This window comes from Telluribacter humicola (genome assembly GCF_017355935.1).
GTDB classification, from domain to species: Bacteria; Bacteroidota; Bacteroidia; order Cytophagales; family Spirosomataceae; genus Telluribacter; species Telluribacter humicola.
This window is the reverse complement of sequence record NZ_JAFIQT010000005.1, coordinates 116,799-129,247: the sequence shown is the minus strand read 5'-3', so window position 1 is coordinate 129,247 and position 12,449 is coordinate 116,799. Positions and strand designations below refer to the sequence as shown.

Below are 12,449 nucleotides of genomic sequence, written 5' to 3'. Positions count from 1 at the left end.
TAAATGCAAAGAGTACCAACAATGAAACAGCGATGGAAACGTCTGCTAGAGTTTGTTTTGCCTTTGTTTGTAATTTAACGCCATTATCCTTTATCTACTTACTTTTATACTCCACCAATTTTCACCTTCGCTTTTATTTGCACGTTACTGTTCGGAATCAATCAATCTCCCATCAGATTGGTAATCAGCAGCATTAATTTACCGCAAGTTACCTTAAAGCCTAATTTGGCTACCAAATCCCGTATAAATCCCCTAAAAAGGCAGTTTTCCCTTTATCTGAATAACTCATATTTTTTTAGTAGAGCATAAACACTATACGGCTACTCCTGTTATACAAGTAGATGATCCTCCTCTAAATAAGATTTGGTTGTACACCAACATCTGCTACATAAAAAGTAAAAGGTAACTAACTGGTAACGAATAGACTTGTTATCGCCTACACGCTTTTTATATCTACTGATAACAGTAATTGAAGGTACTATTCATCAGGTTGATAGACTATCAATAGAATGATTAGCAGCTCTATAAGATCAACTAATCCATTATTAACTAGCCATAGGTGTTTCAACATCACCTGGTAGTAAAGCAGGCCTATTTGGCTGTCTCTGTTGGCATGATATTTTGGTTTAAAAGGGTAGATGAAGATGCTGTTGTCTCAGATGCTAACCGACTGAATTTTAGTCTATATAGTGTTTAAGGTACTTTCATTACAAGTAGGTTGAGTGATAGCAGGGAAATAGAAATCAAAGAAGATTGTGTAGTTGATACTATAGTACCTGCACAAGTGACTGCGGGGTAAGGTAATCGGAAAGTGTAGTAGAGGTTTCCCCTTAACAACCTTAACAGATCTGATTATTTGCAACGAAAAAGTACACATTTGTCCACACCATAAAACTGCATTGAATGAAAAAAAAGGTATTAATCACGGGTGGAGCTGGTTTTATTGGATCCCACCTCTGCGATGAATTAATCTCAAAAAGCTACGATGTAGTTGTATATGATAATTTGATCCCACAAGTACACGGCATAGGTCAACAACGGCCTGATTATCTGCATCCGGAAGTAGAACTGATCAAAGGTGATGTCCGTGACAAGCGTACACTTACCGAAGCTATGCATAATGTTGATGTAGTATATCATTTTGCAGCCCGTGTTGGGGTGGGGCAGAGTATGTATGAAATTGACGAATACACCGATGTCAATAATCGCGGTACGGCCGTATTGATGGAGGTATTGATGGAGCGTCCGGTTGAGAAACTGATAGTCGCTTCTAGTATGAGTATATATGGGGAAGGATTATATACTTCCCCCTCCGGCCAATGCTACCAATCAGTGGCCCGTACCATGTCTCAACTCAAAGCAGGAGATTGGGAGCTTCACGATGAGCAGGGCAATACGCTGCAGCCTCTGGCAACTCAAGAATCCAAAACTCCCGACCTGGCATCGGTCTACGCCCTTTCTAAATACGATCAGGAAAAACTGTGTTTGATTGCGGGCAAAGCCTACCATATTCCCACCGTAGCTCTACGCTTCTTTAACGTATATGGTACCCGCCAGGCGCTTTCCAATCCATATACTGGCGTTCTGGCCATATTTGCTTCACGCTATCTGAATAATAAGTCGCCACTGGTATTCGAAGATGGCTACCAGCAGCGTGACTTTGTACATGTCAAAGACGTAGCCCGGGCGTGTCGCTTAGCTATGGAGGTACCCGAAGCCGCGGGTGAAGTATTCAACGTGGGCAGTGGTAACAACTACACCATTAAGGAAATTGCGGAAAAACTGGCCGAATGTCTGCGTAAGCCAAACCTACATGCTCAATTTACGGGCAAGTACCGTGTTGGCGATATACGTCATTGCTTTGCGGATATCTCAAAAGCCGAACGGATTCTGGGTTTCCGTCCCGAAGTAGATTTCCGGGATGGCCTAAATGAACTAGCCGAATGGTTAAAAGAACAGGTAGCAGTTGATGAAGTTGACAAGGCGACCGACGAGTTGTCCGCCCGGGGACTTACTGTATAAACAACTGATCCATACCTTAAAACAACGATAAGAATGAAATCAAACGGCATTAAGCATCCTGAAATTGGTTTTTTGGAATGGTTTCATGTTGGCGAGTACGACCGTGTAGAAGCTACCCTGGATCAGCTCCGCAACCTTTCCATCAACCAGCTAAGAACAGGCATGTCCTGGGCAGACCTATATTCCGATGAAGGTAAGAAATGGTACAAGTGGCTGATCCCGCGCTTAGCCAAAGAAGCAGAGTTACTCCCCTGCTTCCTGTATACACCACCTTCGCTGGGGATACTTCCCAAAACGTCGTCTCCTCCGCGCAATCCCAAAGACTACGCCGATTTTCTGGATACAATGGTGACCCAGTACGGCCAGTATTTCGAATGGGTGGAGCTCTGGAATGAACCCAACAACAAGAGTGAGTACGATTATACGCTGGACTGGCAGTGGAATACCTTCACCACCATGATTGGTATGGGTGCCTACTGGATGAAGCACCTCAAAAAGAAAACCCTGTTGGGTGGGATGAGTCCAGTAGATCCTAACTGGCTACAGCTCATGTACGACCGGGAGGTGATGAAGTATATTGATGCCATTGGTGTACACCATTTCCCCCATGTATTTGATGATAAGTGGTACGGCTGGGAGCAACTGCTGGATCAGGTCAGAAATGTGGTAGACACCAACGGTGGAAACCAAAAAATCTGGATTACCGAAACAGGCTACTCTACCTGGAAAAACGACGAGCGAAAGCAACTGGAAATGTTCATGGAGAGTACCAAGGCACACGTGGAGCGTGTGTACTGGTACGGCCTTAACGACCTGAACAAAATATATCCTACCGTAGACGGATTCCATACCGACGAACGGGAGTACGCCTTCGGCATGGTAAAAACAGATGGTACCGAAAAGCTCCTGTATCGCCTGCTGTGCGAAAAATCACCTCGCGAACTGGAGTCCGACAAGTGGATGTCGGTACCCTACATTAAGCATGATACTACCGACAGTGTACTAGTCGTGGGGGGAGCCGGATTTATAGGTACTAACATGGTGAAAGCCCTGGCCGAAGCCGGTGAAAAGGTAACCATTCTGGACAACCTGTCCCGGCCGGGCGTAGAGAAGAACCTACGCTGGCTCAAAGCCAACTACCCCGACCAGCTCAACATTGAAGTGGCGGACATCCGCAACGAGTTTTGTGTAGAAGCCGCCGTAGCTAAGGCCAGTTTTGTCTATCACTTCGCGGCACAGGTAGCCGTTACTACGAGCTGTAACCTGCCGGTCATGGACTTCGACGTCAATGCCCGTGGTACACTCAATGTACTGGAAGCGATCCGCATGTCATCCCATCAGCCCCCGCTGCTATTTACCTCTACTAATAAGGTATATGGAGGTTTAGAAGATCTACAACTTGTTATTAAGAATAACCGATATGAACCCGAGGAGCCACTGATCCGCGACAGTGGCATTAGTGAGCTGCGTCCGCTGGATTTCCATAGTCCCTACGGCTGCTCCAAAGGTATCGCCGATAGCTATATCCTGGATTATGTACGTACCTATGGCCTGAAAGCAGTCGTGTTCCGGATGAGCTGCATCTACGGGCCCCACCAGTTTGGTACCGAAGACCAGGGCTGGATCGCGCACTTCCTGTTGAAAGCCCTGCAGGGCCAGCCCATTAACATTTACGGAGATGGCAAGCAGGTACGCGATGTCCTGTTTGTTGAGGACCTTATCAAAGCCATGCTGATGGTTCGCGAGCAGATGGATCATCTGAATGGAAAAGCCTTCAATATGGGTGGAGGTCCTGCCAATACCATTAGTTTGTTACAGCTCATTGATCACATTCAGGAGCTACACGGAGAGAAAATAGAGGTAAACTTTGACCAGTGGCGTCCGGGTGATCAGCGATACTATGTATCAGACACTACCCGCTTCCAGACCGAGACCGGATGGAAGCCCCGCGTAACGGCATGGGAAGGGGTGGAGAAGCTGTACCACTGGCTCGTCAAATATAATGATCAACCAAAAAAAGTTGCCCTAACATAAAACTTGTATGATACCCGAAGTACAAACTAGACCTGCTCTATCCAGCTTAGATCAACGAACGGGACGCTCTGCGGTTATAGCGGCTCCCCAATCAATTGAAATATCAGAAGTACCCCTGCGTCCTCCCGCTGATGATGAGATCTGTATCAAGTTAGAGGGTTGTGGCCTATGCTCTTCCAACCTACCAGTATGGGAAGGTCGGGAATGGTTTCAGTACCCTGTACAGGCCGGCAACCCCGGTCACGAAGGATGGGGTACGGTATACGCCGTAGGTACTAACGTACAGGATTTTCAGGTAGGTGATCGCGTAGCAGTACTCTCCTATAATGCCTTCGGTGAGTATGATTATGCACCCGCCACTCAGGCCGTTAAGCTTCCTGCGAAGCTTAACGGGCTCCCATTCCCCGGAGAGCCCCTGGGCTGCGCCATGAACATCTTTAACCGAAGCGACATTCGCGCCGGCCAGACCGTCGCTATCCTTGGCGTTGGATTTTTGGGTGCCTTGTTAGTTCAGTTAGCCAAAGGAGCCGGAGCACGTGTGATCGCTTTTTCCCGCCGGAGCTCATCACTGGACCTGGCGCGGCAGTTTGGTGCGGACGAAACCATAGCCATGGACGATCATTACCAGATTATCAACAAGGTGAATGAGCTTACCAATGGTGAGTTCTGTGACCGCGTCATCGAGTGTACCGGCAAGGAGTGGCCACTCAACCTGGCCGGCGAACTGACCCGTATCCGTGGCAAATTAGTCATTGCGGGTTTTCATCAGGATGGGATGCGTCAGGTAAATGTACAGCTCTGGAACTGGCGCGGACTGGATGTGATCAATGCCCACGAGCGTGATGTGGAGATGTACATTGAAGGGATCCGCAAGGCGGTTCTGGCTGTGGAATCAGGTATACTTGATCCTACTCCCTTGTACACGCACACCTTTTCACTCTCTGAAATCAACGAAGCGTTCAAGACTCATCAGGAGGCTCCCGAAGGCTTTGTGAAAGCACTAATCCTGAACACAAAATAACCCGCCTGACCATTGGAAAATAAAAATTTAGAAATTGGTTTCTTAGGGGTTGGCTGGATAGGTAGAAACCGCATGGAAGCCGTTGCCAAAACCGGCATTGCCAATATTACCTGCATTGCTGATCCCTCTGTTGATAACATCGAAGCCTCCAAAGCCAGCGCTCCGGAGGCCGATTTTTGTTCCTCCTACGAAGAGTTACTGGGTCACCAGCTGGATGGCATTGTCATAGCTACTCCCAGTGCCCTGCACGCGTCCCAGTCTCTGGATGCTATTGGTTCAGGACGGGCGGTTTTCTGTCAGAAGCCACTGGGCCGTACCACCAAAGAAACCGCCGCCGTGGTCAAGGCTGCCCGGGAAGCTAACCTGTTGCTGGGAATTGACTTCTCGTACCGGTACACCTGTTACCGGCTCCTCCACAACCTGGTACAGAAAGGGGAACTTGGAAAGATATACGCCATCGAAATGTGCTTCCATAACGCTTATGGCCCCGACAAGCCCTGGTTCTACGATCCGGAGCTATCGGGTGGTGGCTGCGTCATTGACCTGGGTGTACACCTGCTGGACCTGGCCCTCTGGACGCTGGGCAATCCGAAGGTGGAGGTACTTTCTTCCGTACTTTTCTCTAAGGGTGAGCCCCTTACCAATCATGATACCAAAGTAGAAGATTTTGCAACGGCTCTGATGCAGACGGAGGAGGGGGCTTCCCTTCGGCTTAGCTGCTCCTGGAACCTGCCCGCCGGAAAAGAAGCCGAAATATACTTCAACGTGTATGGGTCACAGGGAGGAGCCTCCTTCCGGAACATCAACGGATCTTTTTATGAATTTGAAGTAGCCCGCTTCTACGGTACACGTACCGAAATCCTGTTTGCAGGCCCCGACGAATGGGGGGGCCGGGCCATCGTAGACTGGACCAGCAAGTTGGCCGAAGGAAGCGGATTTGACACCGATATTGAATCAGTAGAACAAGTAGCAGAAATAATGGACAAGATTTATGGAAGAAAATAGCTATCTCAAGTACCCTCGCCGTATATTAATGACCGCTGATACCGTAGGCGGTGTTTGGACCTATTCCCTGAATCTTGCCAAAGCACTGGCTAAATTCAACGTTCAGGTCTATCTGGCCACCATGGGTAGTCTGCCCAACGAAAAGCAGAAAAAACAGGCGGCTCAGATCCCTAACCTGACCCTGCACTCAAGCGACTATGCCCTTGAGTGGATGGAAAACCCCTGGGAGGGAGTCGATAAGGCCGGTCCGTGGCTGATGGACCTCCAGAAACTGATCAATCCGGACCTCATCCACCTGAATAACTACTGCCACGGCCACCTGGACTGGAAAGCACCGGTCATGATGGTGTGCCATTCCTGCGTGTTCTCGTGGTGGGAAAATGTGATTGGCTCTACACCTCCTGAGCACTACCAGGAATACTTTACCCGGGTACAGAGAGGCTTACAGGCCGCTGACCTCGTAGTGGCTCCCAGTCGGGATATGCTGCAGTCCATTAGCCGGATCTATGGTGAACTAGCCAACAAGATCGTCATTCCAAATGGGGGCGAACCGGTAACCATCGAACGCGACGAAAAACAAGATGTCATTTTCAGTATGGGACGCTTGTGGGATAGCGCCAAGAATATAGAATCTCTGAACCGCGTGGCGGGTGATCTTTCCTGGCCGGTAGTCATCGCCGGCGATGATGCAGTACCTGGCTCATCCGAGAACTCGACCTTCACTAATGTCACCTACACCGGCAAACTGGATCAGGATGAAGTAAATGGTTGGCTGGCCAAGGCCTCTATTTATGCCCTGCCCGCGCGTTACGAACCTTTTGGCTTGTCCATTCTCGAGGCAGCCCACGCAGGTTGTACACTGGTACTGGGAGATATACCCAGCCTCCGGGAAAACTGGATCGGAGCGGCTTTCTTTGTAGAGCCCGGTAATCTGGAAGCGCTCAAATACACCCTTGAAACGCTTATCCAACGCCCTGAACTCCGGAAGAAATACGCCGAGCGGGCCGCCATTCGGGCCAAAGCCTTTACTACCAAGCGCATGGCTAACCTCTACCTGGAAAAGTACGAGGAGTTGCTAAATGCTCCTAGGCTTACTGCGCCAAAGAGTGCGGCAAAATCCGTGACGCTACCTAATACTTAATTAGCTTATCAAAAAAGACTGTTACTAACCCAGCCATACATGAAAATCGTATTATTCTACCACTCTTTATTATCTGACTGGAACCACGGCAACGCCCATTTTCTAAGGGGGGTGTCGGCTGAGCTCATAGATCGTGGCTACCAGGTCACCATACTGGAACCCAAAGGTGGATGGAGTCTTTCAAATTTGTTGAGCGAAAGTGGAGAAAAGGTATATACTGAATTCAAAGAAAACTACCCTACCCTTTCGTCCGAGATGTATGATCCGTCTAACCCGGAGCTCGGAAAGTACCTTCAGGATGCGGATCTGGTACTGGTACACGAGTGGAATGATCACGATTTGGTAAAGCTGGTTGGTAACCTGAAGAAGGAGTACGATTACAAACTGCTCTTCCACGATACCCATCACCGATCGGTCACCGAAGAGCAGAGTATGTCTAACTACGACCTCAGCAACTACGATGGAGTATTGGCGTACGGTGAAGTCATAAAGAATATATATCAGAAAAAAGGGTGGGTAAAGCAGGCCTGGACCTGGCACGAAGCCGCCGACACGCGACTGTTCCACCCAATGGAAGGTGTCGAAAAAGAAGGAGATCTGGTATGGATCGGCAACTGGGGCGACGACGAGCGCACCGAGGAGCTGATTGAGTTCCTGATCGAGCCGGTGAAAGAGCTGGGACTGAAGGCTAAAATGTACGGAGTAAGGTACCCCGATGAGGCGCTCAAACTATTGGCGGATGCCGGTATCGAATACGGAGGGTACTTACCCTCCTTCCAGGTACCTTCGGTATTTGCAAATTACCGCTTTACTATTCACGTTCCCCGGCGCCCCTACACCCGGTCACTCCCCGGTATACCTACCATTCGCCCCTTCGAAGCTATGTCCTGCGGGATTCCGCTTATCAGTGCGCCCTGGCAGGATGCCGAGCATCTTTTCAACGCGGGTCAGGATTACCTGACGGTTGCGAATGGAAGGGAGATGAAAGAAAAAATGAAGCAGGTATTGAATGACTCTTCATTGGCTACATCACTGGCGGAAAACGGCCTTAAAACTATCCAAAACCGGCACAGCTGCGTCCATCGGGTCGATGAACTAATGGAAGTGTATGAGCAACTGAAACAACAGGAACCATCTGCAATCAAAATCTGACTCCTCATGAAACAGCCACTAAAAATAGCCTTCTTTGGATCGAGCCTCGTATCAGCTTACTGGAATGGAGCTGCCACCTACTACCGTGGCATCATCAAGGAACTTCATAAACTAGGACACCAGGTAACTTTCTTTGAGCCAGATGCTTACGAACGGCAGCAACACCGTGACCTGCCCGATGTAGACTGGGCCACCTCGGTAGTTTATGATGCCACCACGGAAGCTCTGGAAGCGGTACTGACCCGTACACCCGAATTTGATATCCTCATCAAGACCAGTGGCATTGGTGTATTCGATGAGTACCTGGAAGAGCGTATTCCGCAGCTGGCCGGGGAAGATCAGCTTATTATCTTCTGGGACGTGGATGCCCCGGCTACGCTGGATCGCATGCAAAATGACCCTAATGATGCTTTCCGGGAACACGTCAAAAAATACGATCTTGTACTCACCTACGGTGGTGGCGATCCGGTAGTAGAGGCGTATACTGCCATGGGAGCCAAAGCCTGTATACCCGTTTATAATGCCCTTGACCCAGAGACTCATCATCCCGTCGAGCGGGATCCGGCTTTTGACTGTCATCTGGCATTCCTGGGTAATCGCCTGCCTGACCGGGAGCAGCGGGTGGAGGAGTTTTTCATTAAAGCGGCTGCCTCTCTCCCTCAGAAGAGCTTTATGTTGGGTGGTAATGGATGGCACGACAAGCCCATGCCGGCAAACATCAAGTACCTGGGGCATGTGTACACCAAAGATCATAATGCCCTGAACTGTACCTCCATGGCTGTCCTGAACATCAGCCGCGACAGTATGGCGAAGTATGGTTTTTCACCGGCTACCCGGGTATTCGAAGCCGCCGGAGCCGGTGCCTGTATCATCACGGATCACTGGAAGGGAATCGAGATGTTCTTTGAACCCAATACCGAGATCCTTATAGCTGAAACAGGAGCCGAGGTAGCTCAGATCATGGCTACGCTCACACCCGAGCGGGCCGCTCAGATTGGCAAGGCGGCCTACGAGCGGGTACTCAAGGATCATACCTACGCCCAGCGGGCACAACTGGCGGAGGCTCTTTTCATGAAAAACCTCAAGACCAACCGAAAGGAGGTGCTGTCATGAAATCCTGGAACATCACCATCCTGGGTCTTTCCATTACCTCTTCCTGGGGCAATGGCCACGCCACTACTTTCAGGGCGTTGATCAAGCAACTTCAGCAGCAGGGGCATCGGGTACATTTCCTGGAACGGGATGTCCCCTGGTACGCCAGCAACAGCGATATGCCCGCTCCCCCCTATTGTAAACTGGACCTGTACTCAACCCTGGAGGAGTTGAAGCGGAACTACGAATCCGTAGTAGCTGAGGCCGATATGGTCATAGTTGGTTCCTACGTACCCGAAGGGGTGGAAGTAGGGAAATGGGTACAGCAATCGGCGCAGGGAATCAAAGCTTTCTATGACATTGATACCCCCGTCACCCTCGCCAAGCTGAAAAGGGAGGATTATGAGTACCTGCATCCGTATCTTATACCGGGCTACGACCTGTATCTATCATTTACAGGGGGGCCAACCCTGGATAGATTGGAAGAAGTATTTAGCTCGCCATCCGCGAAACCTCTTTACTGTTCCTTCGACACAGATTTGTACTACCCCGAAGACACACCAGTACTGTATGACCTGGGGTACCTGGGTACATACAGCCCCGACCGTCAGCCATCCCTGGAGAAGCTGATGATTGATGCCGCCCAAGCTTGGCCGGAGGGTCGTTTTGCCGTGGTAGGCCCACAGTACCCGGAAACTATACAATGGCCTGCTAATGTCGCGCACACGCACCATCTGCCCCCTTCGAAGCACCGTCAGTTTTACAATACCCAACGCTTTACCATGAATATTACCCGGGCGGATATGATCCAGGCAGGCTACTCGCCCAGCGTAAGGTTATTCGAAGCTGCTGCCTGTGGTGTACCTATCATATCAGACTACTGGGATGGGCTGGATACTGTTTTCAGCTTTGATGAGGAGATACTGGTATCCTATGAAGCAGCCGATACGCTCAGGTACCTGAAAGAGATGGATGAACATACCCGCAAAGAGATCGGCGAAAAGTCCCGACAGCGCGTACTGAAAGAGCATACTTCGGTGCAGCGGGCGAAGCAACTAATAGGCTATGCGGAGGAGCTGAAAGCGAAGAAAGAGATTACAACGATAAATGGATAAAATGAATTATCAGGAGAAGATAAAGCAACTAGGTCCCTGGTTCCACAATATACATTTACCCGATGGTACACAGACAGCTCCGGACCATTTTCTGGGTGATTTTCCTTCCTTCAAGTGGAAGGAATTAGCTCCCTCCATTCACGAAGATCTGAAAGGAAAGAAAGTGCTGGATGTTGGGTGTAATGCAGGGTTCTATAGTATAGAGCTGGCTAAGCGGGGCGCGGAAGTACTAGGTATCGATGTAGATGCACACTACCTGCAACAGGCAGAGTGGGTGGCCGAATGTTTCGGCTTGCAGGATCAGATCCGGTACAAGCAGATGCAGGTATATGATCTGGCTCGGTTAAAAGAAGAGTTTGACCTGATTTGGTTTATGGGCGTTTTTTACCACTTGCGGTACCCGTTACTGGCTTTGGACATTTTGGGTCGCAAGTGCAGGCACATGATAGTGTTCCAGACCCTTACCATGCCCGGTGAACTACCTACAGAAGAGGTGTACGACAGCCACATTCATGATCGTGAGAATCTGCTTAAGCCGGAGTGGCCCAAGATGGCCTTTATAGAACATAGCTTTGCCGGAGACCCTACTAACTGGTGGCTGGCTAACGAAAGTGCTATGCGGGCTATGTTACGATCTACTGGTTTTGAAGTATCTGCCAAACCACACGACGAAACCCTGATCTGTATCAAAGATCCTAACTACAACAGCTCAGTAGATACCTGGAACAAGAGTGAGTACCTTTCGGCGATTCAGCAAAACTGGTTAGAAGAAGTCAAAACCAAAACGGTAAAGTAAGCAGTAATTCATAAGCAATCTGCTTACTTTGCCTTTTCATCGTTGAACTTCCCCGCATGCTGGATTTCCGCCTGTACGTTTTTTATACGGTTGCCAAAAAGCTGAGCTTTACCAAAGCTGCCGCTGAACTGCATATTACGCAACCGGCCGTTACCAGGCATATCCATGAACTGGAGCAGCAGTTTGGAGTGGCACTCTTTGAGCGGGCCGGTAAGCAGATCAAGCTGACGCCCGCCGGTAAAATAGCCCTACAGCATGCCGAAATCATACATGCCAACTACCGACAGTTAGAGTTCGATCTGAACAGCCTGAAAGGCCAGCACTCGGGAACACTACGCCTGGGTGCCAGCTCCACCGTGGCCCAGTACGTATTGCCGCCGGTACTGGCTCGTTTTCACGAAAAACACGCTGACATTTCTATCTCCCTCGTCAGTGGCAATACCGAACAGATCGAACAGGCCCTGCTCAACCGGGACATTGACCTGGGTATCGTGGAGGGACGAACCCACCTGCACGAACTACGCTATACGCCCTTTGTACCCGATGAAATAGTCCTGGTAGCCCGGGCGGAGCACCCCCTTTCCCAACGGGATGAGGTGTCGGTAGAGGAGCTGAAAGCCTACCATTTTCTGCTGCGGGAACGGGGCTCAGGTACCCTTGAAGTCATCGAACACGCCCTGCGGCAGGTAGGCGTAAAAATGACGGATCTGCCCATAGAGATGTACCTGGGAAGTACTGAAAGTATCAAGTCCTACCTCTTCCACTCTAATTGCCTGGCCTTTATATCCATCTATGCGATTGAAGGCGAATTAAAAGCTGGGTCATTCAGGGTTATTGACATTCAGGGACTTGAAATCTCAAGGCCCTTCTACACCATACTTCGTCAGGGTGATGCCGAACCCCTCTCTGATACCTTCCTGCGCTTTGCCCGGAGACACTATAACCACGGCTAATGACTCATAACAAATAGTAATTAGCCTTCCCTCCGTAAGTACTCTACCTTTGAACCATCAATCAGCTACAGCTGTTTTTAATGTAGTTACATATATAATTCCACAGAGGATTATACTT

General features: G+C 49.5%; 10 protein-coding genes. All 10 read left to right on the top strand.

Annotated elements, in window-relative coordinates:
• Positions 1-903 precede the first annotated feature (903 nt).
• The 10 genes from JUB14_RS20135 to JUB14_RS20090 are packed head-to-tail and all read left to right on the top strand — an operon-like array spanning position 904 to position 12,331.
• On the top strand, positions 904-2,022 hold the full coding sequence (locus tag JUB14_RS20135; protein ID WP_207508622.1) for an NAD-dependent epimerase/dehydratase family protein: 1,119 nt from the start codon (positions 904-906) through the stop codon (positions 2,020-2,022).
• Positions 2,023-2,055: 33 nt separating this feature from the next.
• Positions 2,056-4,056, top strand: coding sequence for a GDP-mannose 4,6-dehydratase (locus JUB14_RS20130; RefSeq protein WP_207508621.1), 2,001 nt, complete (start codon positions 2,056-2,058; stop codon positions 4,054-4,056).
• A gap of 7 nt (positions 4,057-4,063) precedes the next feature.
• Positions 4,064-5,077, top strand: coding sequence for an MDR/zinc-dependent alcohol dehydrogenase-like family protein (locus JUB14_RS20125; RefSeq protein WP_207508620.1), 1,014 nt, complete (start codon positions 4,064-4,066; stop codon positions 5,075-5,077).
• 12 nt (positions 5,078-5,089) lie between these two features.
• Positions 5,090-6,082: a Gfo/Idh/MocA family protein gene (locus tag JUB14_RS20120; RefSeq protein ID WP_207508619.1), complete on the top strand. Its 993-nt coding sequence runs from the start codon at positions 5,090-5,092 to the stop codon at positions 6,080-6,082.
• On the top strand, positions 6,069-7,223 hold the full coding sequence (locus JUB14_RS20115; protein WP_207508618.1) for a glycosyltransferase family 4 protein: 1,155 nt from the start codon (positions 6,069-6,071) through the stop codon (positions 7,221-7,223). The genes JUB14_RS20120 and JUB14_RS20115 overlap by 14 nt, the downstream gene beginning before the upstream one ends.
• Before the next feature lie 39 nt (positions 7,224-7,262).
• Positions 7,263-8,375 carry a CgeB family protein gene (locus JUB14_RS20110; protein WP_207508617.1) on the top strand — a complete coding sequence of 371 codons (1,113 nt, stop codon included), beginning with the start codon at positions 7,263-7,265 and terminating at the stop codon, positions 8,373-8,375.
• A 6-nt stretch (positions 8,376-8,381) separates the two neighbouring features.
• Positions 8,382-9,488 (top strand): CgeB family protein, encoded by a 1,107-nt coding sequence (locus tag JUB14_RS20105; RefSeq protein ID WP_207508616.1) that lies wholly within the window; start codon positions 8,382-8,384, stop codon positions 9,486-9,488.
• Entirely contained in the window at positions 9,485-10,582 is a 1,098-nt protein-coding gene (locus tag JUB14_RS20100; protein WP_207508615.1) for a CgeB family protein, read from the top strand. The genes JUB14_RS20105 and JUB14_RS20100 overlap by 4 nt, the downstream gene beginning before the upstream one ends.
• Positions 10,575-11,378 carry a TIGR04290 family methyltransferase gene (locus JUB14_RS20095; RefSeq protein ID WP_229368072.1) on the top strand — a complete coding sequence of 268 codons (804 nt, stop codon included), beginning with the start codon at positions 10,575-10,577 and terminating at the stop codon, positions 11,376-11,378. Before JUB14_RS20100 ends, JUB14_RS20095 begins: the two co-directional genes overlap by 8 nt.
• A 56-nt stretch (positions 11,379-11,434) precedes the next feature.
• Positions 11,435-12,331, top strand: a complete 897-nt coding sequence (locus JUB14_RS20090; RefSeq protein ID WP_207508614.1) for a LysR family transcriptional regulator — start codon at positions 11,435-11,437, stop codon at positions 12,329-12,331.
• Positions 12,332-12,449: the final 118 nt, after the last annotated feature.